The organism is Ruegeria sp. HKCCD3925 (genome assembly GCF_057221175.1).
In genome coordinates this window covers 157,618-181,191 of the sequence record NZ_JBWVBI010000007.1, presented here as the reverse complement: position 1 = coordinate 181,191, position 23,574 = coordinate 157,618, and the positions used below count along the sequence as shown (strand labels likewise).

The 23,574-nt window shown below is 57.8% G+C and carries 19 protein-coding genes; 17 read left to right on the top strand and 2 right to left on the bottom strand.

The window, feature by feature from the left end:
• Positions 1–25: 25 nt before the first annotated feature.
• The 5 genes from AC2TEM_RS17655 to AC2TEM_RS17635 all read left to right on the top strand — a co-directional run bounded on the left by AC2TEM_RS17655 (position 26) and on the right by AC2TEM_RS17635 (position 7,261).
• Positions 26–988, top strand: coding sequence for a TAXI family TRAP transporter solute-binding subunit (locus AC2TEM_RS17655; RefSeq protein ID WP_170397937.1), 963 nt, complete (start codon positions 26–28; stop codon positions 986–988).
• Positions 989–1,095: 107 nt separating this feature from the next.
• Positions 1,096–3,705, top strand: a complete 2,610-nt coding sequence (locus AC2TEM_RS17650) for a TRAP transporter permease (protein ID WP_170397940.1) — start codon at positions 1,096–1,098, stop codon at positions 3,703–3,705.
• Entirely contained in the window at positions 3,702–4,133 is a 432-nt protein-coding gene (locus tag AC2TEM_RS17645) for a universal stress protein (protein ID WP_170397943.1), read from the top strand. Before AC2TEM_RS17650 ends, AC2TEM_RS17645 begins: the two co-directional genes overlap by 4 nt.
• Before the next feature lie 84 nt (positions 4,134–4,217).
• A complete protein-coding gene (gene ggt, locus AC2TEM_RS17640; protein ID WP_170425410.1) occupies positions 4,218–5,969 on the top strand; it encodes a gamma-glutamyltransferase in 1,752 nt (583 codons plus the stop codon).
• Between the two features lie 86 nt (positions 5,970–6,055).
• Positions 6,056–7,261 (top strand): MFS transporter, encoded by a 1,206-nt coding sequence (locus AC2TEM_RS17635; protein ID WP_170407966.1) that lies wholly within the window; start codon positions 6,056–6,058, stop codon positions 7,259–7,261.
• Between the two features lie 59 nt (positions 7,262–7,320).
• Here the strand turns inward: AC2TEM_RS17635 and AC2TEM_RS17630 are convergent, their stop codons facing one another.
• Entirely contained in the window at positions 7,321–8,796 is a 1,476-nt protein-coding gene (locus tag AC2TEM_RS17630; protein WP_170609187.1) for an NAD-dependent succinate-semialdehyde dehydrogenase, read from the bottom strand.
• Positions 8,797–8,798: 2 nt separating this feature from the next.
• Positions 8,799–10,076, bottom strand: a complete 1,278-nt coding sequence (locus tag AC2TEM_RS17625; RefSeq protein WP_170397954.1) for a 4-aminobutyrate--2-oxoglutarate transaminase — start codon at positions 10,074–10,076, stop codon at positions 8,799–8,801.
• Between the two features lie 149 nt (positions 10,077–10,225).
• On the opposite strand from AC2TEM_RS17625, the gene AC2TEM_RS17620 reads away from it, so the two are divergent.
• The 12 genes from AC2TEM_RS17620 to AC2TEM_RS17565 all read left to right on the top strand — a co-directional run bounded on the left by AC2TEM_RS17620 (position 10,226) and on the right by AC2TEM_RS17565 (position 23,574).
• Positions 10,226–10,792 (top strand): cupin domain-containing protein, encoded by a 567-nt coding sequence (locus AC2TEM_RS17620; protein WP_170425413.1) that lies wholly within the window; start codon positions 10,226–10,228, stop codon positions 10,790–10,792.
• A 137-nt stretch (positions 10,793–10,929) separates the two neighbouring features.
• Positions 10,930–11,403: a VOC family protein gene (locus AC2TEM_RS17615; RefSeq protein WP_170425416.1), complete on the top strand. Its 474-nt coding sequence runs from the start codon at positions 10,930–10,932 to the stop codon at positions 11,401–11,403.
• On the top strand, positions 11,400–11,750 hold the full coding sequence (locus tag AC2TEM_RS17610) for a hypothetical protein (RefSeq protein ID WP_170397963.1): 351 nt from the start codon (positions 11,400–11,402) through the stop codon (positions 11,748–11,750). Before AC2TEM_RS17615 ends, AC2TEM_RS17610 begins: the two co-directional genes overlap by 4 nt.
• 130 nt (positions 11,751–11,880) lie before the next feature.
• Entirely contained in the window at positions 11,881–12,849 is a 969-nt protein-coding gene (locus tag AC2TEM_RS17605; protein WP_170425418.1) for a carbon-nitrogen hydrolase family protein, read from the top strand.
• 42 nt (positions 12,850–12,891) lie between these two features.
• Positions 12,892–15,624, top strand: coding sequence for an aminotransferase class I/II-fold pyridoxal phosphate-dependent enzyme (locus AC2TEM_RS17600; protein WP_170425421.1), 2,733 nt, complete (start codon positions 12,892–12,894; stop codon positions 15,622–15,624).
• Positions 15,625–15,646: 22 nt separating this feature from the next.
• Positions 15,647–17,095 carry a biotin carboxylase gene (locus AC2TEM_RS17595; protein WP_170425424.1) on the top strand — a complete coding sequence of 483 codons (1,449 nt, stop codon included), beginning with the start codon at positions 15,647–15,649 and terminating at the stop codon, positions 17,093–17,095.
• A gap of 8 nt (positions 17,096–17,103) precedes the next feature.
• Positions 17,104–18,093, top strand: a complete 990-nt coding sequence (locus tag AC2TEM_RS17590; RefSeq protein ID WP_170425427.1) for a C45 family autoproteolytic acyltransferase/hydrolase — start codon at positions 17,104–17,106, stop codon at positions 18,091–18,093.
• A 138-nt stretch (positions 18,094–18,231) separates the two neighbouring features.
• Entirely contained in the window at positions 18,232–19,716 is a 1,485-nt protein-coding gene (locus tag AC2TEM_RS17585; protein WP_170425430.1) for a glycosyltransferase family 39 protein, read from the top strand.
• A 141-nt stretch (positions 19,717–19,857) separates the two neighbouring features.
• On the top strand, positions 19,858–20,619 hold the full coding sequence (locus AC2TEM_RS17580; protein ID WP_170425432.1) for a glycosyltransferase family 2 protein: 762 nt from the start codon (positions 19,858–19,860) through the stop codon (positions 20,617–20,619).
• Positions 20,616–20,915, top strand: a complete 300-nt coding sequence (locus AC2TEM_RS17575) for a lipid-A-disaccharide synthase N-terminal domain-containing protein (RefSeq protein ID WP_039542759.1) — start codon at positions 20,616–20,618, stop codon at positions 20,913–20,915. Before AC2TEM_RS17580 ends, AC2TEM_RS17575 begins: the two co-directional genes overlap by 4 nt.
• A gap of 175 nt (positions 20,916–21,090) precedes the next feature.
• On the top strand, positions 21,091–21,726 hold the full coding sequence (locus tag AC2TEM_RS17570; protein ID WP_170425435.1) for a GNAT family N-acetyltransferase: 636 nt from the start codon (positions 21,091–21,093) through the stop codon (positions 21,724–21,726).
• A gap of 78 nt (positions 21,727–21,804) precedes the next feature.
• Positions 21,805–23,574, top strand: coding sequence for an adenylate/guanylate cyclase domain-containing protein (locus tag AC2TEM_RS17565; RefSeq protein ID WP_170407986.1), 1,770 nt, complete (start codon positions 21,805–21,807; stop codon positions 23,572–23,574).

Here is a 23,574-nt window from a genome sequence, read left to right as displayed (position 1 = left end):
AAAGACTGACAACAGGAGTGTCAAAGTGTTCAAGAAAACCTCAATCACCGCATTTGCCGCGGCGGCCCTGATGGCACCAGCGGCATATGCTGAAGAATTTATCACGATCGGAACTGGCGGCGTTACGGGTGTCTATTACCCGACGGGTGGCGCGATCTGCCGTCTGGTCAACAAGGGCCGGAAAGAGCACGGGGTCCGGTGTTCGGTGGAGTCGACTGGGGGGTCGGTTTACAACATCAACACCATTCGCGAAGGCGAGCTTGAGTTTGGGGTGGCACAGTCGGACTGGCAGTACCACGCGTTCAACGGCAGCTCGAAATTCGAAGAAGCCGGCCCGTTTGAGAACCTGCGTGCCGTGTTCTCGGTACACCCAGAGCCGTTCACGGTTGTGGCGCGTGCCGACGCGGGTATCTCGAATTTCGAAGACCTGAAGGGCAAACGCGTCAATATCGGCAATCCCGGTTCCGGTCAGCGTGGCACCATGGAAGTGCTGCTGGGCGAAATGGGTTGGACCACCGACGATTTCGAACTGGCTACCGAGCTGAAGGCGGCTGAACAGTCCGCTGCCCTGTGCGACAACCAGATCGATGCGATGGTTTACACCGTGGGTCACCCATCGGGTTCGATCCAGGAAGCAACGACCGCCTGTGACTCGGTTCTGGTGAACGTTAGCGGTGATGCGGTCGACAAATTGGTGGGCGACAACTCGTTCTACCGTACCGCGACCATCCCCGGTGGCATGTACCGCGGTTCGGATGGCGACACATCGACCTTTGGTGTGGGCGCGACCTTCGTGACTTCGGCAGATGTGTCGGAAGACGCGGTTTACGCGGTTGTCAGCTCGGTCTTCGAAAACTTCGATGACTTCAAAAAGCTGCACCCGGCATTTGCCAACCTGAAACCGGAAGAAATGATTGCGGATGGCCTGTCGGCACCGCTGCATCCGGGCGCTGAGAAGTACTACAAAGAAAAAGGCTGGATTCAGTAACCAGACCTGACACGGGGCGCCTTTCGGGGCGCCCCGATTCATATCCGGGCTAAACCGGAGACAAGACGGCCGTAAAAACCAAGGCCGAAGGACAGGGAGATACCAACATGAGTTCCGACACACAGGGCAATCGCCCTCTTTCCGAAGAAGAGCTTCAGGAACTGGTTGCCTCATCAGATGCAGGCGCGCGTGATCCGGCGGGAAATGTCGGGCTGTTTCTGGCGATCGTTGCGGTTTTGTGGTCGGTGTTCCAGGTCGTTCTGGCCTCTCCCCTATCGAATTATCTGCTGCCGGGCAGTGTAGTGAACAACTCACGCCAGATTCATCTGGCCTTTGCGATGTTCCTGGCCTTTTCGGCCTATCCGGCACTGAAATCCAGCCCGCGGAACTACATCCCGATTCAGGATTGGATCATGGGGATCGTGGGCGCATTTCTGGCGCTTTATGGTTATTTCTTCTATCAAAAGATCGTCGATGCCGGGGGGCTGGCAGACGATACGGACAAGTGGTTTGCCCTTGTTGGCCTGCTGCTGTTGTTCGAGGCCGCGCGTCGCGCGCTTGGCCCGGCAATGGCGATCATCGCCACGATCTTTCTGGCCTACGTCTTCTTTGGTTCCTCCGAGTGGGTGCCCGAGGTGATCCGCTGGAAAGGTGCCAGCCTGCAAAAGGCGATGAGCCATATGTGGATCACGTCCGAAGGTGTCTTTGGCATCGCGCTGGGCGTGTCGACCAAGTTCGTCTTCCTGTTCGTGCTGTTCGGCGCGCTTTTGGATAAGGCGGGCGCGGGCAACTACTTTATCAAGATGGCCTTTGGCGCGCTGGGGCACCTGCGCGGTGGCCCGGCCAAAGCGGCTGTTGTTGGTTCTGCGGCGACCGGCCTGATCTCGGGCTCGTCCATTGCGAACGTTGTCACGACCGGCACCTTCACTATCCCACTGATGAAGCGTGTGGGCTTTTCCAGCGAACAAGCGGGCTCGGTTGAGGTCGCTTCATCCGTGAACGGCCAGATCATGCCACCGGTGATGGGCGCTGCTGCCTTCCTGATGGTGGAATATGTGGGCATCTCATACGTTGAGGTGATCACCCACGCCTTCCTGCCTGCTGCGATTTCCTACATCGCGCTGGTCTACATTGTGCATCTTGAAGCGGTGAAGCGGAACATGCCGACGCTGGGCGACCGCGTCGTTTCGATGGGGCGCACAATCGGTGGAATGGCGCTGTTTTTCGTGGGCTTTGCCGGGCTGTGCTATGGCATCCAGTACCCGATCAAAGCGATTGTCGCGCTCATGCCCGATGCGTCGGGTCTGGTCCTGTCGGCGCTGATCGTTTTGGCCTATCTGATCCTGCTTTGGCTGGCTTCCGGAGTAGAGGACTTGGTGCCTGACGATCCTAATGCCAAAGAGGTTGAACTGCCGGTAATTGCCGAAATCTACAAGGCCGGTCTGCATTACCTGCTACCGATCATCGTGTTGGTCTATTTCCTGATGATCGAACAGAAATCACCGGGCCTATCAGCCTTCTGGGCGACTTCGCTGTTGTTCGTGATCCTGCTGACGCAGAAACCGCTCAAGTCGATCTTCCGGGGTGAAAGTGACACAGCGAATGCCTTCAAGGCCGGTGTCGTCGACCTGTGGAACGGGCTGATCGACGGCGCGCGCAACATGATTGGTATCGCGCTGGCCACCGCCACTGCGGGTGTGATCGTGGGCACCGTGACGCTGACCGGCGTGGGCCAAGTGATGGCCGATCTGGTCGAGTTTCTGTCAGGCGGTAACCTGATCGCCATGCTGGCGTTGGTGGGTCTGCTCAGCCTGATCCTCGGGATGGGATTGCCGACCACGGCGAACTATATCGTGGTCAGCTCGCTGATGGCGGGTGTGGTCGTGGAATTGGGCGCGCAGGATGGGCTGATCGTGCCGCTGATCGCGGTGCACCTGTTCGTGTTCTACTTCGGTATCATGGCTGATGTGACACCGCCGGTTGGTCTGGCGAGCTTTGCCGCCGCCGCCGTCTCGGGCGGGGATGCGATTAAGACCGGTTTCACCGCCTTCTTCTACAGCTTGCGCACCGTGGCACTGCCTTTCGTGTTCATCTTCAACACTGACCTGTTGCTAATCGATGTGGGCTGGGTACAGGGCATTCTTGTGGCCGTCTCTGCGACCATCGCGATCCTGATCTTTACCGCCGGTACCATGGGCTGGTTCCTGACCAAGAACCGCATCTATGAAAGCGTCGCGCTGATCCTGATCGCCTTTGCGCTGTTCCGTCCGGATTTCTTCATGAACCGCATCGCACCGCCCTTTGCGCAGATCGAACCGGCACAGCTGACGCAGGCCGTGGGTGAGGCCGCGCCAGGTAGCACCATGCGGATCGAGGTCGCGGGCCCGGATTTTGACACCGGCAACATGACCGAAACCACCGTTGTTCTGGACATTCCGGAAGGAGCCGACGGTACAGCACGCGTTGACGCTTTGGGCCTGATGACGCTGGAAGAGGATGGTCTGGTCAAGCTCGACGAGCCGATGTTCGGTACGCCGGTCGCGGATGAGCTGGATATGTTTGACTATTATGCTGACGATGCCGTTCGCATCACCAGCATTCAGGCCCCGCAAAGCCAGCCCGCGAAAGAGCTGATCTTTATCCCGGCGCTGATCCTGTTGGGTCTTGTCGCCTTCCTCCAGCGCGGCCGTGCCGCAAAACAGGGAGAACCCGCATGACCCAAGCAATTCTGTGCGCCGTGGATATCAGCAATGGCGATCTTGATGTTGCCGTCCTTGAACGGGCGGCGGCGCTGGCCGAAATGGATGGCGCGCGGCTGGATGTCGTGACCGTGACACCTGACTATGGCGAAGGCTTTGTCAGCAGTTTTTTTGAGCCCCACCACCACGAAAAGGTGATTGAAGAGGCTCATGAAAAGCTGGTCGCCCTCTGCGCCGCCACGCTGGGGGAAGAGCGCAACGCCAAGGTCCGTCATGTGGTGGCAACTGGCAGCGCCTATCAGGAGATCCTCAAAACCGCGGAAGGCGCGGGCTCGGACTTGATCGTGATCGGCGCGCATAAGCCTGACTTGAAAGACTATTTGCTTGGTCCGAATGCGGCGCGCGTCGTGAGGCATTCGCACACGTCAGTATATGTTGTGCGGTAAATCGATCGGATTTAAGCTGAGAGTCTGCCATTTGAAGTTCGTTACTCAGTAGCCAATCTCGCAGATCCTTACCGGGAGATTTCTATGATGAAGACATTCATGAAAACCGGCGCCGTTCTGGCGTTGGGTGTTGTCGCTTGCGCGGCCAATGCGCAGGACCCTGCGCCGGAATATGGCTATGGTTGGGAGGACAAAAACTCGGTGACTGGCACCGAGTTCATGGTCTCGGCCGCCAATCCCATTGCTGCCAAAGCCGGATATGATGTGCTGGCCGCAGGTGGCACAGCCGCAGATGCGATGATTGCCGTGCAGCTGATGCTCAATCTGGTTGAACCGCAATCATCGGGCATCGGCGGTGGTGCGTTCATGCTGTATTGGGATGCGTCGGCTAAAACTCTGACCACCTTTGATGCGCGTGAAAAAGCCCCTGCGAAAGCCACGCCTGAACGGTTCCTGTTGCCGGACGGGGAAAAGATGCCGTGGCCCGAAGCTGTTGTAGGCGGACAATCTGTTGGCGTTCCGGGCATTCTGCGCCTGATGGAAGTGACCCATAACCTCTATGGCAAGAAAGACTGGGCCTCGCTGTTCCAGCCCACCATCGATCAGGCCGAGCAGGGGTTTGAGGTTTCGCCCCGCATGGCAAACTCGATCCAAAGCACGATTGAACGTGAGCGCTCAGTCGGTGTGTTCCCGGCGGGCAAAGCGTATTTCTTCAACGAAGATGACACGCCGCTGCAGGCTGGAACCTCACTACGGAACCCCGAGTTTGCCGAAACCCTGCGCATTCTGGCCGATCAGGGCGCAGGCGCCTTCTATAGCGGCCCCATCGCCGAAGATATCGTGGCGGCAGTGGATGCCACATCCAAGGTGGAAAACAACATCACGCTTGAAGATCTGGCCGACTACCGCGTCAAAATCCGCCCCGCCGTCTGCGCCGATTATCGCGGCTACGATGTCTGCGGAATGGGTCCGCCCACCTCGGGTGGTCTGACCGTGGGCCAGATTCTGGGGATCCTCAGCAACTTCGACCTCGAAGGCACCGGTTGGAACGCCGAGATGGCGCATCTCTATGCCGAGGCCGCCAAGCTGGCCTATGCTGACCGCGCGCTGTACATGGCCGATAGCGATTTTATTGATGTACCGGTCAAGGGTCTGCTGGACACGGACTACCTAAAGCTGCGCTCGGAGATGATCGACCCGGCAGCAGCCAGCGAGAAGCGTCAGGCAGGTGAGCCGCCACGTGATCACACCGCCCTGTTTGCGCCCTCGCAAAACCCGGGTCGTCCCGGCACCAGCCATATCGTGATCCGAGATCAGTACGGCAACGCGCTGTCGATGACGACCACTATTGAGACCGCCTTTGGCAGCCGGGTTTTTGTGCGGGGTTTCCTGCTGAACAACGAACTCACCGATTTCGACCGCGCACCAAAGGATGGCGACCGTCTGGTGGCCAACCGCGTTGAGGGTGGCAAACGCCCGCGCAGTTCGATGTCACCAACTATCGTGATGAAGGATGGTGAGCCCTATCTGCTGATCGGTTCACCCGGTGGTAGCCGCATCATCAACTATGTGGCCAAAACGATCATTGCGATCCTGGATTGGGAAATGGACCCGCAGGATGCCATCGAAACCGGGCATTTCGTGCATCGCAACGGGTCTGCGATGGATCTTGAGCAGGGAACATCCGCTGCCGAATTCGCAGATGCTCTGACCGCCAAAGGTCATGAGGTGAAAGAAGTCGATCTCAACAGCGGGTTGCATGCCATCCTGATCAAGGACGGGCAGTTGATCGGCGCTGCTGATCCTCGTCGCGAAGGCGTGGCATTGGGCCAATAAACATGAACTGGAAAAGGGCTGCTGGACAATTGTACCACACAGCCCTTTTCTCTTGCTTTAACAGCGTACTCGTCCGATAGGGCGGTATGTTCAAAAGCCGCGCAATAACCTTTATTCTGATCACACTGATGATCGATGCCATCGGTATTGGCATCGTGTTCCCGATCATGCCCGACCTGATGGATCGCGTCGGTGCGGGCAATACCGGACAAGGGGCCTTTTGGGGTGGGCTGCTGATGGCCGCCTATGCCGGGGCGCTGTTCCTGTGCGGACCCATTGTCGGCAGCATTTCAGATGCGGTCGGGCGCAGGCCGATCCTGATCGCAGCACTGACCATGTTGGCGCTGGATTATGTGATCATGGCGCTGGCCGAAACATTCTGGCTGCTTCTTCTGGGGCGAACGCTCGCGGGGCTTGCGGGGGCGACCTATATTACCGCAACGGCTTACATCGCTGACATATCCTCACCGACTGAGAAGGCGGCGAATTTCGGCCTGATCGGGGCGGCCTTCGGGATTGGGTTTGTGCTTGGACCGGCCATCGGCGGCATCGCTGCCGGGATCAGCATTACTGCGCCGTTCTGGATTGCCGCGGTTTTGTCCGCCGCCAACGCCCTGTTCGGAGTCTTCGTCCTGCCCGAAAGCCTGAAACCAGAAAAGCGCCGCCCCTTTGGCAAGCGCGACCTGAACCCGTTCAAATCGATCTTTGACGCCTTCCGCTTTCCGGGGCTGGCAGTGCCGCTGCTGTGCATTTTCATCTTTGAATTTGCCAACATGGTCTACCCCACCCTCTGGGCCTTCTGGATACGAGAGGTGTTTGGCTGGTCCACGCTGTATATCGGCCTGTCGCTGGCTGCATACGGCGTGCTGTTGGCCTTCGTCCAAGCCGGACTGATGCCGGTCTTCATTCGCTGGATCGGCGACTACCGGACCCTGCTGCTGGGGATGGTATCGGCATTGGTCGGAATGATCGGCTTTGGGTTTACCGTAACGGTTACGGCCCTTGTCATCTTTATTCTGCTTGCCGCGCTGTCCGACCTCGTGCCTGCCTTGATCACGGCTATGGCCTCGAACCAGGCGGACGAAGACCGGCAGGGCGTGGTGCAGGGAGTCATCGCGTCACTGTCTTCTGTCGCTGCGGTTCTGTCGCCTTTGGTGATGACCGGCATCTTTCAGGCGTCGGTCGATGGCGAAGGCACTTATCTGCCCGGCGCACCGTTCTTTTTCTCGGCGGCTCTGGTCTTGGTGATGATGCCGTTGGTGTTCCGTCTGCGCGGGCACGCATCGGTCTGAAACGAAAAACGCACCCGCAGCGGACTGCGAGTGCGTTGAATTTTCAAGGCACGAGGCGCTTACTGAATTTCACCCATGCAGAGATACTTCATCTCAAGGAAATCCTCGATCCCGTATTTCGAACCCTCACGGCCCAGACCGGATTGTTTGACACCGCCGAACGGGGCGACTTCGGTCGAGATCAGGCCAGTGTTGATGCCCACCATGCCCGATTCCAGCGCCTCGGCCACACGCCAGACGCGCGCCAGATCGCGGCTGTAGAAATACGAGGCCAGGCCGAACTCGCTGTCATTGGCCATGCTGACGACGTCGTCTTCTTCCTCGAATTTGAACAGCGGAGCGACGGGGCCGAAGGTTTCGTCCTTTGCCACAACCATGTCGCGGGTTACGCCAGTCAGAACGGTGGGTTCAAAGAATGTCCCACCCAGATCCGAGCGTTTGCCACCCAGCGTTACAGTCGCCCCTTTGGAAACCGCGTCCGAGATATGTTCTTCAACTTTGTCGACCGCCGCCTGATTGATCAGGGGACCTGTGGTGATGCCGTCGCCAAAGCCGTCGCCGACATTCAAAGATTTTGTCTTCTCGGCCAGCTTGGCAGCAAACTCGTCATAGACGCCCGCCTGCACATAGATGCGGTTGGCACAGACGCAGGTCTGGCCATTGTTGCGGAACTTCGCGATCATCGCGCCATCCACGGCGGCATCCACGTCGGCATCGTCAAAGACGATGAATGGTGCGTTACCGCCCAGTTCCAGCGACATCTTCTTGATGGTGCCCGCCGCCTGACGCATCAGGATCTGTCCTACACGGGTCGAGCCGGTGAAGGTGATCTTGGCGACCTTGTCATTAGTGCAAAGCTCATTACCGACGCCCGAGCTGTCGGTGCCCGGGATCACGTTGAACACGCCCGCTGGTATACCCGCACGTTCACCCAAAACCGCCATCGCCGTCGCCGACAGCGGCGTCAGCGTCGCTGGGCGCGCCACAAAGGTACAGCCCACGGCCAGCGCTGGGCCAACTTTGCGCGCGATCATTGCGTTCGGGAAATTCCAAGGCGTGATTGATCCCACTACGCCCACGGGCTGCTTCAGCACCACGATGCGCTTGTCGCGCTGGTGGCCGGGGATGACGTCGCCGTATACACGCTTGGCCTCTTCCGAGAACCACTCGATAAAGGACGCGCCATATAGGATTTCACCGCGCGCCTCGGGCCAGGGTTTTCCCATCTCGGCGGTCAGGATGGTCGCCAGATCGTCTGCGTTTTCGACCATCAGGTCGAACCATTTGCGCAGAATGGCGGCGCGTTCCTTGCCAGTCTGAGCAGCCCATTCCTTTTTCGCAGCGTAAGCTGCATCGATGGTCTGTGTTGTGCCTTCGATGCTGACATCTGTCACATTGGCGATCAGATCACCAGTTGCAGGGTTGTAGACAGGGAACGTTGCCTCACCTTCGACCCATTCACCGTTGATATAGGCGCGGGGTTCCAGAAGGCTGGGATCTTTCAGCTCCAGCTTGGTCACTTTGGTATCCAGCATGTTCAGGCTCCTTTGGCAGCGTCGATCGAGGCTTCGAGGATATCCATGGCCTCGGCGAAGATTTCGTCCTGCACCGTCAACGGCGCGAGGAAACGAATTACGTTCCCATATACGCCACATGTCAGCAGGATCAATCCACGCTTCAATGCCTCGACCCGTATGGCGTTTGCCATATCGGGATTCGGGGCGCTGCCGTCGGTCGTGTTGAACTCGGCCGCAACCATAAGGCCCGGACCACGAATATCTACGATCTCGGGCGTGCGTGAACGGATCGATTCCAGACGCTGTTTCAAGCGCGAGCCCAGCTCATTGGCGCGCGTGCACAGGTCTTCTTCTTCGATCACATCCATCACAGCATGGGCGGCGGCGATCCCCAGCGGGTTGCCGCCATAGGTTCCGCCCAAACCACCCGGGTGCGCGGCGTCCATCAGCTCGGCACGACCGGTGACGGCGGCCAGCGGCAGACCACCGGCCAGACCTTTGGCCATAGTGGTGATATCAGCAGAGACGTCATAAGCGTCCATCGCGAACAGGTTGCCGGTGCGGGCAAAGCCGGTCTGTACCTCATCGGCAATCAGAACGATGCCATGTTCGTCGCAAAGCGCGCGCAGACCACGCATCAACTCAGCCGGAGCGGGGTAGAAGCCACCTTCGCCCTGAACCGGTTCGATGATGATCGCGGCCACCCGGCCCGGATCAAGATCGGCCTTGAACAGTTTAGTCAAAGCACCCAGCGAATCTTCGGTCGAGGTGCCATGCAGATCGATCGGGAACGGGACGTGATAGGTATCGGGCATCATCGCGCCGAAGCCCGCTTTATAGGGCTGAACCTTGCCGGTCAGCGACATGCCCATGAAGGTGCGGCCGTGAAAAGCGCCGCCAAAGGCCACTACAGCCGGGCGGCCAGTGGCAGCACGCGCGATCTTGACGGCATTCTCGACCGCCTCGGCACCTGTAGTGACAAAGACGGTTTTCTTGGTGAAGTCGCCAGGCACCTTCTCGTTCAGGCGCTCGGCCAGACGGATGTAATTCTCATAAGGCAGAACCTGATGGCAGGTATGGGTGAAGTTCGCGGCCTGTTTCTGAACAGCCTCCATCACCTTGGGGTGGCAATGCCCGGTGTTCACAACGGCGATGCCTGCGGCGAAATCAATATAGCGTTTGCCTTCGACATCCCAGACCTCGGAATTCACGGCACGGTCCACATAGACTTGCGTCTGCATCCCCACGCCCTGCGCGATCGAGGTATTCCGGCGTTCAGCAATCTGAGCGTTCAGCATCTTGCGTCCTTTCCCGTTTCCGGGCGCGGTGCCCGTATGTTTGACTGCGCGACTGTAGTATCTGCGCCTGCAAGCGAAAGCCTGTTTCTTGTGATTCATAAGCCATTGATTTACCGTCGCGGCAGGATCAAGTGTTGCGGATACTGAACATGAAGAACACCAGCCAAGAGGATTTGACCCTCGGACTGCGCCTGCGAACCTTGCGAGAGCGTGCAGGCTTATCTCAGCGGGCGCTGGCCAAGAAGTCGGATGTGCCGAACTCAACCATCTCACTGATCGAGTCGGGCAAGATGAATCCATCGGTTGGTGCGTTACGGCGTATTCTGCAAGGCATACCGATTGGCATGTCCGATTTCTTTTCCTTCGAAATCGAACCTGAGCAGACCGTGTTTTACGCCTCAGAAGAACTTACTGAGATCGGAAAGGGTGGGCTGTCTCTGCGGCAGGTAGGATCAAACCTGCATGGTCGCGCGATGATGATCTTGCAGGAAACTTACGAGCTAGGGGCTGACACCGGTCGCGTGATGTACGGGCATGAGGCGGAAGAGGGCGGTATTGTCATTTCGGGTCGGGTGGAGGTGACCGTGGGTGATAAGCGCAAGGTACTGGGACCAGGCGATGCTTATTATTTCGACAGTCGCACCCCGCACCGGTTCAGGCAGGTCGGCCCCGAAGTTTGCCGGGTCATCAGCGCCTGTACTCCGCCTACATTCTAAGCATCACGGCAGAAATTTCAGCACTATGCATCATAGTGTTGCAGTATCTCCTGGTTTGATCCACAGTATGATGCATAGTGCGGGAAATTCCTGCAGATAATCCAGGGTGTCCGCCGCCCAATTCAGAGAGTACCGGAATGAAAAAGAAACCTGCCACTCTGCCACGTGGCTATCGCACCTGCACCGCATCGCTTGCCGTCGCCGACGTCGATGCCGCGCTAACTTTCTACGAATGCGCCTTTGATGCGAAGATACAGGCCTATGACGCGGATGAGGCCCCCGGCTTTGCCTCGATCAAGATCGGCAACTCGATGCTGTTTGTCACCGCCGGATGGGGTGCGCACGGCCCCGCCATTCCGGGCACAGTTACTCCGATTGGGCATCATATGTATGTCGAAGATGTGGACACTGCCCTTGCAGTCGCGTTGGAAAGCGGTGCCAGCCTGATCGCTGAGGCGGCGGACACCTATTGGGGCGAACGCTGCGCCACGATTGCCGATCCGTTTGGTCATGTCTGGACGTTGGCGACCCGCGTCGAAAACCTGAAGCCAGCGGATATCAGTGAACGGCGCAAAGCGCTGCTGGACGCGGCGCAGATCGAGGCTGCATGAACGACGCCCCCCTTCCCACATTCACGATCCGTCAAAACGATCTGGCCATTCTCGCGGCTGAGGGTCGCATCGGCGACTATCCGGTCGCCGTTCGCACGGCGCGTGAGGTGATCAGCGGTGGCTTTGCCAACCACTCGGCGCATCCCAATACCTGGACTGTATACTTTCTGGTCGATGGCCAATGGGCGCTGGTCGAATCCACGCGCGGGCTGCGGCGGGAGTGGTCCAGCCTTGATCGGCTTGAGAAATGGCTGCGCAGTTGCGGATTCCGGTTCTTCTGGGTTCGCAACGACATCGATTTTGTGGAACCGCAGGCAGAAGATACCGCCGAGGAAGCCGCAGTATGAGGGCAGTCGCCTCGGAAAGCCATAGCCTGAGGACAGCAGGCTTGCGTGACCACACGGTTTTATGTTCCGATGAAGAACGCCGGATCAAATCGGCGGTCGCAATCGGCAAGAAAATGAGAAGAAACGAAAAATGACCCCTTTTGCGATAACCGGAATCCAGATGCATGTCGGTGCGTTGCAGTCGAATGTCGACGCGATGCTGCACCGGATCGACATTATGATGGCGCGGTTCCCTTGGACCCAGATGGCCCTGTTCAGCGAACTGGCGCCTCATGGTCCGCTCGACCGGTTTGCCCAGCCCTTTCCCAATGACGACCTGTCGCGCTTTCAGGATGCCGCTCGGCGTTATGGGATCTGGTTGATCCCCGGTTCGATGTTCGAAAAGCACGAAGATGGACGGATTTTCAACACCTCGGTGGTGATCAACCCCGAAGGTGAGATCGTCTCAAAATACTCCAAGATGTTCCCGTTCAAACCTTATGAACAGAACATCGCATCGGGTACCGAATTCTGCATCTTTGATGTGCCGGATGTGGGCCGGTTTGGCCTGTCGATCTGCTACGACATCTGGTTCCCCGAAACCACCCGCCACCTGACCAGCCAAGGGGTCGAGGTTCTTCTGCACCCGGTTCTGACCGGCACAACCGACCGCGAGGCCGAGCTGTCGATCGCCAAGGCGACCGCTGCGCAGTTCCAATGCTATGTGTTTGACGTGAACGGGCTGGCCGCCGGGGGCGTGGGCCGCTCACTGGTCGTTGATCCCTCGGCCACCGTGCTGCACCAGTCGGCGGGACAGGAGGATATCTTCCCTATCGAGATCGATCTTGATCAGGTCCGCCGCCAACGCGAGGTAGGACTGAAAGGTCTGGGGCAGGTTCTCAAAAGCTTCCGCGACCGCGAGGCGGAGTTCCCGGTCTATGACCGTTCCAGCGGTGCGGATGCCTATCTGCACACGCTCGGCCCGCTGCGCATTCCGCAGAAAGGCGACGTTGCGGGCGTCGCTGCATCCGACCCCAGAACGGCGCTGGGATATACTGAAGACGCCGCGACCAAGCCCGACAATCTGTATCTCTACAAAGGGCGCTCTGGCACAGACTGATACCGGCCCAGCTTTTCGGTATCGGCAGAAAGGAAAAATTTCATGCACGGCATTTCCGATAGCGAAAAGCTCCACACCATCTCGGACTACTACAGCGCCTCGCAATTGAGGGCAGACCGATGGAGCGCGCTGCGGGAAACGGCCGAGTCGCTGGATCAGGGTGGCAGCGAAAAAGATCGGGACCGGGCACGGCAGTTGCTGCAGGCGCTGGCCCCGATCGAGGTGTATTTTGCGTTTCCGGGCGGGTCGGCCTTCGATTATCTGCGCCGGTTGCTGGATCATGGCAATTTCGGCGATTTTTCGACCGCCGTGCGCCGGGTGTCGCGGGCGCTGACCTCAGGGGCGTATCGTCGCCGTTCGATTCCCCTGATCGCGGATGAAACCGAAGGCGATGAGTTCGAGGATGAAGCGGCCCAAAGCCATGAGGCCCGCGCGCTGGGCCGTCCCTATTTCGAGGTGATGATCGTCGACAATGTCAACGAGCATCAGGAACGGTTCCTGCAATCCAGCCTGCAACGGATGCGCCGCAGTGAAGATCCGTTCATCTATGAAACCGTTGTCGTTCCCAGTGTCGAGGACGCGCTGATTGGCGTTCTGTTCAACCAGAATGTGCAGGCGGTCATTGTCCGCCCGGGCCTTAGCCTAAAATCCAAGAACGAAACCAATGTGTTGGGCCGCTATATCAGTCTCTATGGCGAGGGCGCTGATCTTGATGCGCTGTCGCCCTCTGAATACGGTCCTGAAACCTGCCGCCGTATCGGTATGCTGCGTCCCGAGCTGGATGCCTATTTGATCACGGACCGTTCGGCCGAAGACATTGCGGGTCTCGATCTGGGCCTGTGCCGTCGGGTGTTCTACAATCAGGAAGACTTTCTGGAACTGCACCTGAACATCCTGCGCGGGGTGCAGCGGCGCTATAAGACGCCGTTTTTTACCGCGCTCAAGGAATACTCCAAACAGCCCACAGGCGTGTTCCACGCCATGCCGATCAGCCGGGGCAAATCGATCAGCCGCAGCCACTGGATTCAGGACATGGGGGCGTTTTACGGATCAAATATCTTCATGGCTGAAACTTCGGCCACGTCTGGCGGGCTGGATTCTCTGCTGGAACCCAAAGGTCCAATAAAAGAGGCGCAGGAGGCTGCCGCACGCGCATTCGGCTCTAAACAGACGTTTTTTGCGACTAACGGCACCTCGACCTGCAACAAAATCGTTGTGCAGGCGCTGGTACGGCCCGGAGATATCGTGCTGATCGACCGCGATTGCCACAAATCGCACCACTACGGCATGGTGCTGGCGGGGGCGAGCGTCGTCTATATGGACAGCTATCCGCTGCACGATTACTCGATGTATGGCGCGGTGCCGATCCGAGAGATCAAGCACAAGCTTTTGACCCTGAAGGCCGAAGGCAAGCTGGATCAGGTTCGTATGGTGCTGCTGACCAACTGCACATTCGACGGCATCGTCTACAACGTGCAGCGGGTGATGCAGGAATGTCTAGCGATCAAAAAGGACCTTGTATTCCTGTGGGATGAGGCGTGGTTCGGTTACGCGCGCTTTGCCCCGAATTCGCGCGTACGTACCGCGATGCGATCGGCCAATATCCTGCGCGAACAATTCCGCACCCCAGAACATGCCGAGGCTTATGCCAAACAGCAGGAGGAACTGAAGGGCGCGGATGATGAAACCCTTCTGAACACCCGCCTAATCGCACCGCCCGATGCACGCGTTAGGGTCTATGCCACGCAGTCGACGCATAAAACGCTAACTGCGCTGCGGCAGGGTTCGATGATCCATGTCAATGACCAGCAGTTCAAAGGTGCGGTCGAAGAGGCGTTTCACGAGGCCTATATGACCCACACCTCGACCTCTCCCAATTACCAGATCATCGCCTCATTGGATGTAGGCCGCAGACAGGTCGAGATCGAAGGGTACGAGTTCGTCCAGCGGCAGGTCGAAAGCGCGATGGCAATCCGCCGGGCCGTGACGACCCATCCGCTGCTCAGAAAGTACTTCAAGCTGGTCACAGCGGGCGACATGATCCCCGAGCAATATCGCGAAAGCGGCATGACCAGCTATTTCGATCCCGATCAGGGCTGGGCCGATGTTTGGGATTGCTGGGCCAAAGACGAATTCGTTCTGGATGCCACCCGCATCACGCTGCATGTGGGCGCCACGGGCTGGGATGGGGATACGTTCAAGACCAAGATCCTGATGGATAAATACGGCATCCAGATCAACAAGACTTCGCGCAATACCGTGCTGTTCATGACCAATATCGGCACCACGCGTAGCTCAGTCGCATATCTGATCGAGGTGCTGGTCGAGATCGCCAAGGAACTGGACGATCTGATGGACGATGCCTCGAAGATGGAAAAACGGGCCTTTGAAAAGCGCGTCAGGAATCTGAGCGAACACGTCCCACCTCTGCCCGATTTTAGTCGGTTCCACGATGCGTTCCGCTGTGAAGCAGGTACCGAAGCCGGTGACATCCGTACGGCGTTTTTCCTGTCCTATGACGAAGACAATTGCGACTACGTCGAGCCCGACAAAGAGATGTTGGAACGGCTCGAAGCCGGGGAAGAGATGGTCTCGGCCACCTTCGTGATTCCCTATCCGCCGGGTTTTCCCATTTTGGTACCAGGGCAGGTGATCAGCCCTGAAATTCTCAAATTCATGCAGGAACTGGACGTCTCGGAAATCCATGGGTTCCGTGCCGATCTGGGCCTGCGCATTTTTACCGAAGACGCTTTGAAATCAGTAAAGAACCCCTAAGGGGTCAGGGAGGACAACAATCATGCCAAAGAAGGTGCTGAAAAACATCTCGGAAATCCGCCGGTATTTCCATACCAACAAGGACCCGATCTATTTCGTATCGGCAACCAATTTCAACCTGTTGGGGCTGGATGAATGGGTGATGAACTTCACCTATATCTGCTACATGGATTGCTTTGACGGGCGACATCCGAACGTGTTTGTGCCTTCGGAAATGCCGCATGATGAGTTTCAGTCCATCGAAGACATCAACAATTATCTGCTGCAGCACAAAGAGGTCATCGACCTGGTCAAGCGGCGTGGTGGAAAGCCCAAGTTTGTCTTCCTGATGTTCGACGAGACGACCGAGAAGCTGGTCAAGGAGCTGGGCGGTCAGCTGTGGTTCCCCAAAGCCAAGCTGCGCACCAAATGTGACAACAAGATCGAAACTGTCCGTATCGGCAATAAGGCGGGTGTGCCTTCGGTGCCCAACACGCTGAGCGTTGTCAAAAGCTATGATCACCTGAAAAAGATCTGCGAAAAGGCCGGATTGGGGAATGATCTGGTGCTACAATCCGCCTTCGGCGACAGCGGCCATACGACGTTTTTCATCAAGTCCGAAGCTGATTTCAACAAGCACAAAGACGAGATCGTCGGCGAAGGCGAGATCAAGATCATGAAGCGGATCGACTGTCGCGGGGCGGCGATCGAAGCCTGTGCGACCTCGGAGGGTACCATCGTTGGCCCGCTGATGACTGAGCTTGTGGGCTTCAAGGAACTCACGCCTTATCGCGGCGGCTGGTGTGGGAATGAGATTTTCTCGACCGCTTTCCCACCTAAGGCCCGCGAACAGGCCCGGCAGCTGACCTTTCAATTTGGTGAGGAACTGCGCAATTCAGGCTATCGTGGCTATTTCGAACTCGACTTTCTGATTGACAAGAAAACCGATGAGCTGTGGCTGGGTGAATTGAACCCCCGCATCACTGGCGCCAGTTCGATGACCAACCACGCGGCCTTTGCACACGCCGATGCGCCGCTGTTTCTGTTCCACCTGCTTGAGTTTTCAAAGAAGCCCTTCGAGCTGGATGTCGAGGAACTGAATGCCCGCTGGGCGGATCCGGACATGATCGACAGCTGGTCGCAAATGGTAATCAAACACACCGATGACAGTGTCGACCGGATCACGCAGGCCCCACAGTCGGGCATCTACAAGATGCTGGAAGATGGCCGCGTCGTGTTCGACCGCTTCGACTATCACCGCCGCGCGGTGGGCGAGAACGAAGCGTTCTTCCTGCGTATCTCGAATGTCGGTGATTACCGCTATGAGGGTGCTGATCTGGGTATCCTCGTGACTCGCGGGCGGTCGATGACCAAGGGCTTCAAACTGACGGACAAATCGAAGAAGTGGATTCATGGGATCACTTCGGCTTATACGGCTGAACCGCTGCCTGCGGCACAGCCGATGGAAGACCCCGCGTTCAAAATTATGTAGAAAGCCCCATGGCGCTTGTTTTTCGCTCAATCGACGAGGAACAGCCCGGTCCCAAGCTGGCCGGGCTGTTTGCCGAATACTGGCCCGCCTACCGCAAATGGTGGGCGCAAGAGGGATATTCGGCCCGCCCCACCTATCGCGAATGCCTCCGCGCCTTGCAAAAGCACATGCCCGAGATTCTGCCGCTTTATGAAGAGATCGTCGAATTGGTCGGCGGCAGCGACAGCCAGGCGCGGTTTCTCAGCTTTTACTGCCCGCCGAAATATCTTTCGGGCTGCAGCCAGGCGATTTGGCGTGGCAAGACACCGTTTCTGGTGCGCAATTACGACTACCATCCAAAAACCTTTGACGCCGCTCTGCTGAAAACCCGCTGGGACGGGCGCGGGATCATCGGGATGAGCGACGGCGTTCTGGGTCTGCTTGATGGCATCAACGATGCCGGTCTGACGGTCTCGCTCACCTTTGGCGGGCGGCGCGAGGTCGGCGACGGCTTTGGCGTGCCGCTGATCCTGCGCTATGTCCTTCAAACCTGCGAGACCACTGCGCAAGCGGTTGACTGCCTGTGCCGCATCCCTTGTCATATGAGCTATAACGTCACCGTTCTGGATGCGAAACACAATCACAGCACGGTGTACCTTGCCCCGGACCGGCACCCGCAAATCTCGGACCAGCCGGTCGCGACAAACCATCAGGGCCATGTCGAATGGTCCACCCATGCGCGCTTTACGGCCACCGTGGAACGCGAAAGGTTCTTGCTCAACCGTCTCAACCAGCACCCGGAAAGCGAGAAGCGGTTTATCGATGCGTTCCTGCGTCCGCCGCTTTATTCAACGGCTTTCAGATCAGGTTTCGGCACGCTCTATACTGCGGTCTATCGGCCTGCGAAGAAGCAGTTGCAACTGCTTTGGCCCGGTGCCAGCTGGGATTTGTCCTTCGATGGCTTCAAAGAGGGTGAGCTGAGCCTGATGTTGCCCGACGAGGCCGAGCCTGCAGTCTGACAAGCGCGGTCGCCCTTCTAAACTTCTTGCTCTTGGACGGGCGACGCAATAATGGGAGCGCGACGCGCGGCAGTTTCAAACAAGGCCCGGCGGGATCAACACCACATATTTCTATGACGCGATAGGACCACGGAAAGCATGACCGGTACCTCCCCAAATTGGCTAAGATTGCTTCCTTACTTCGTCACCGCATTGGTGATGGTCCTGGTCTGGTCCTGGTATCTGACTGATCTGGGTGTTGGGAACATCTATCACTACGATGAATTCTACACTTATGACCGTAGTACAGGCTTTGCGCGCAATGGGGACTGGCTGGCGGTTTATTCCAACAACGAACCTAGCCTAAAAAAACCGCCCATGCAGTATTGGATGTCTGCACTGCTGATGGAGTTTGGCGTATCTGATATTCTGGCCTTGCGCCTGCCGTCGATGATCTTTGCGCTGGGCGCGCTGATGGCAACGGCCGTACTGGCGCGGGTGATGATCCCGGACAGCCCCTGGGCCATGCTGCCTTCGGTCCTGCTGGTGGCCACGTCGCTTCAGTTCTGGCAACACGCCACATCCGCGATGCTTGATACCGGTGCGGTTTTCTTTTCGACCCTTGGAATTGCAGCCCTGTTGGCAGCGTTGGAAAAGCCGAAATACTGGCCTTATTTCGGCGCAACTCTGGTGTTGGCCGCCTTGCAGAAAAGCCCAACCCCGCTGGCCTTTCTGGCGCTGGCACTACTGACGCTGAAGTTGACCAACAGATGGCAGACGGAACCGTTCAGCGAGATCTGGCAGAACAGAACGTTTCGCCGGACGCTCAAGATTGCGATCCCGCTGGCCTTCGCCTGGCCGATCCTGCAAGAGCTTCGGTTCCTCTTTGGCGACTCGCTGGATGGCAACATCAAAGGCGAGATGCTGGATCGTTTTCGCCCATCGCTCAGCGATCGCGGCTTCGGGAAGCTCTATGATCTGATCATCGCGGGCGAGCCGTGGTTGCGGCTGCTGGGTTTTGTCGGCATCTGCGCTCTGCCATTTCTGCAAAAGCGGCCCAGACTTCTTGCTGCAACAGGGATAGCCGCATTTTTCGTCATCATGATGTGGGCCGCAGCCGGCAAGGTTTATGCACGCTACACCCTGCTGATCCTGCCGATGCTGATGGTCGCCGCAACCGGTTTGTTGTTTTCGGTCAAGCGCCTGCGCTGGGCCGGGATGGTGGCCGCGCTGGGTCTGGTCTTTGTTGCAGGCGGCCTGTTCTATGACCGCGATGCCACCGATCTGGGCAAGGGTCGCGTGCGTTTGGGCGTGCCCGAGGCCGAGATTCTGACCCCTTTGGGTGCAATGCTGCAGCCGGATGAAACCCTGCTGCTCTGCGCCTATGACCGCAAGTTGCGCGTACCACCCGGGGCCGCATCGGTCTTTGCTTCCAACGGTAGGCGCTTTGTCTATCTGAGACGGCTGGAGCTGCACAAATACCTCGACAGGTTCGGCTATACCACCGGCCCGCTGCGAGGGCTCTGTTCGGAGGGTGAGTTGTCTGAGCTGGCACCTGACCTGATCGGGCTCGAGACGCAGCCAACTGCGGTTGAGGGTTTGGTCTATTGGTCGGCAACCGGTGTCACGCCCGCCCCTGAATAGGAGACACGGTGCAATCCGCCCCATCGCTGAACAATGCCCCAACAAGTTGCGCAGATGTTGGCCTGCGATGCGGTGGCCACTTGAATTTTCGCCGTTGATCCCGCAAAAGCCCTGAGACTGAAACAAGTAAAGCTACCCACCATGCATGCTGATCATGATGCCAACGCTGACAATCGACCCACCGTGTCGATCGTGATTCCCATGCATAACGAGCAAGGGGCGGTTGCCGGTCTTATCCAGGGCATCTGCGCTGCTGCGGCCGAATTGCCCGCGTTCGAGATTGTCGCGGTTGATGATGGATCGACCGATGGCACTTTTGCGGCGCTGCAACAGATGCAGAAAGACTGTCCGCAACTGCGCATCCTGCAGCACCAAACGGCCGGTGGCCAAAGTGCTGCCGTGCATTCCGGCGTCAAGGAAGCACGCGCGGATATCTGCTGTACGCTGGATGGCGACGGACAGAACCCGCCGGAAGAGCTGCCAAAGATTTGGGCGCCGCTGGTGTCGGGTGGTGATACCTCGATCGGCCTGGTGGCGGGGCAACGGGTTGGCCGACAAGACACTGCGTCAAAGAAGCTTGCCTCGCGCTTTGCCAATGCACTGCGGGGCTGGATGCTGAAAGACGGCACACGTGACACCGGCTGCGGTTTCAAGGCGTTCCGACGGCAGGCTTTCCTCGATCTGCCCTTTTTCAATCATATGCACCGTTATCTGCCCGCCCTGTTTAAGGCCTATGGCTGGAATATCGCGCTGGTGGATGTGGCGCATCAGCAGCGTTTGTCGGGCGAATCCAAATACACCAATTTCGGGCGGGCCATGGTCGGCATCTGGGATCTGTTCGGCGTCGTCTGGCTGACCCGCCGCGCCAAATCCGTTTCCGCAACCGAGGCGTCCCGGTCATGAAAGAAACCATTCTGGAAATCCTGCACGTCGACAGCCCGACCGAGGCGCTCTGGGTCTTTATCGGTCTGGCCGGTCAGCTGATGTTCAGCGCCCGGTTTATCGTGCAATGGATCACGTCAGAGCGCGCCAAGAAATCCGTCATCCCGATGGCGTTCTGGTACCTTTCGATCGGCGGCGGGCTTATCCTGCTGAGCTATGCGATCTATCGCCGTGACCCGGTCTTTATTCTGGGTCAGTCGATGGGCCTGTCCATCTACCTGCGCAACATCTTCCTCATTCGCGCTGAAAACCGCTGATTGATCGTAACGCTTCTTTACGACCTGCCACCCATTACAAGTTTGTCGGTTGCACCCGTTCAGCGGGTAGCGGCCTACGGCTGCGTTGTGTGAACAACCTCTTATTGTTTCTGAAATTTTCGTGCTAGTATCCCGCGAATAGATTTTCAGAATTGTACTCGGAGGATATTTTCTCTTGCCCGATAGCTCACCCCGGTTGTTCAGATTGCGCCCTCTGGAAAAGGCGGATCTGGGAACAGTTGCGCGCTGGTTTCAGGATATCCATGACCTGGCACTGTTCGACCGAACGTCGCGCATTCCTCAGAACCTGGTACAGACCGAACAATATTGGGAAGACGCGATAAACACCTCAAAGGACTGCTGCAAATGCTGGTTCGCAATCGAATCTGACAGTGGTGATCTGGTGGGGATGACCGGGCTTGAAGCAATTTCCAGCGTCAACAGGGATGCGGTGGTTCCGGTTTTTGTCGACAAATCCATCCGTCGACATGGCGTGGCGGTGCGTTCGGTTGCGCTGATGCTGGATTTCGCATTCCGGCAATTGGGGCTGAACCGTATCACCTCGTATTACCGGGCCGACAATCACAGCAGCCGTGATCTGATCCAGCGAATCGGCTGTGAGATCGAGGGCACGATGCGTCAGGCCTGGTTCGCGGATGGGCAGTTCCATGACATGGTTGTCGTCGGCATGTTGAAGCAGGACTGGATCGCGCGTCGAGAGGTGCTCGCGCAGGAGTTAGGCACCCAAACAGTGGTCAGTTTTGATGCCTCTGGGTGGTCTTGGCCCCCCGATTCCGGTGCAGATACCTAAAATGTTACGTATTCTGAGTCATTTTTTGCTAAAACAGTCCTGTCGGATTCGACATGACAACACAATTGAGTATTGCCAGTGAACACGACCGGTTCGGACGCATCAATAAAACAGAAACTAGGCGCGGTGCTTTTTGCCGACGTTGTCGGCTATTCCCGCCTGATGAGCGAGAACGAGATGGATACGTATAACGCGTTGAAGTCTTTGCTTTCGCAGCTTGAATCGGCTTGCTCAAAGTATCAGGGCAAAATCATCGAAGTGCGCGGTGACGGCATTCTTGCCTTATTCGACACGGCGACCAGTGCGGTAGAGTTCAGCATCGAACTGCATCGGATCGCTGCGGAACATAATCAGGCGCGGGATGACGAGCACAACATCAAATTTCGCGCTGGCGTTCACATGGGCGAAGTTCTGATGGACGAACGCGGCATCCACGGTGACAACGTCAATATCGCTGCCCGCCTGCAGGAGATTGCCGAGCCAGAACGGGTTTATGTCAGCGCAGCCGTCTATGAACAGATCCGTAACCGCCTGCGCTATGGCTATGAATTCCTCGGTCCCAAGCAGCTCAAGAACATTATGTCTCCGGTCGCGACCTACTGTGTCCGAACCGAGGTCGAGGGTGCAACAATGGCCGCAACCCTACGTCCTGAGATGCAGCTGGAAGTGCTTGAAAGGCCCGATAACCCGTCGGTTGCGGTGCTGCCCTTTACTAGCCAAGGCGGGGATGAAGATGACAGCTGGGTCGCCGAAGGGCTGACCGACGACATCATCATGAACCTGTCCAAGTTCCGGAACCTGTTCATCATTGCCCGGAATTCCTCGTTCTTCTTCAAGACCCAGTCGATGTCGCCGCAGGAGGCCGCTCGGCGTCTGAACGTGCGCTATATCGCGCGCGGCAGTGTGCGCCGCTCGTCCAGTCGTATCCGGATCACGGCCGAGCTAATCGACGCCAACACCGAACGCACCATCTGGGGTGAACGGTTCGACCGTAAGCTCGATGATATCTTCGACATCCTGGATGAGGTGACCGAGTGCATCGTCGCCGCCACTGCAGTCATGATCGAATCGCATGAAAAGCTGCGCATGGTGCAGGCAATCCCGTCAGACCTGCGGGCTTATGGTTCAGTTCTGCAGGGGCAGCACCATATTTTCAAATACACCCGCAACGACAACCGCAAGGCGCAGCATTGCTACGAATCCGCGCTTGAGCGCGACGGCGGCTATGCTCGGGCCGCGGCGGCGCTGTCACGCACGCTCAACATCGATTGGCGCTATTCATGGACCGAAGACCCAAACAGCGCGCTGGACAAGGCCCTGTCGCTGGCTCAGCGCGCGGTGGAGCTTGACCCCACAGACGCGCGCGGGTTTGGAGAGCTGGGCTATGTGCAGCTTTATCGTAAAGAGCATGACTCGGCGATCGAATCCTACAAACGCGCCCTGCAGCTTAACCCCAACGATGCGGACATGCATTCGGACTACGCCGATGCGCTGGCCCATTGGGGCGACAACGAAACCGCCATCAAACATCTGCAGCAGGCGATGCGCCTGAACCCCTATTTCCCCGATCAGTACCTGTGGCATCTGGGCGGGGCCTATTACAATCTCAAACGCTATGACGACGTGATCTCATGCGTGAACAAGATGAACAACCCAACCGAAGGGCAGCGCGTGCTGGCCGCCAGTTATGCCCATAAGGGCGAGTTGGAAATGGCCCGCCAAATCGCAGACAAACACCGCGCAGCGCATCCCAATTTCTCATTGTCGCGCTGGGCCAAGGTTCAGCCAGACCGCCTGTCCGACGACACGCAGCATTTTGTCGAGGGGCTCAAAAAGGCCGGGTTCTGA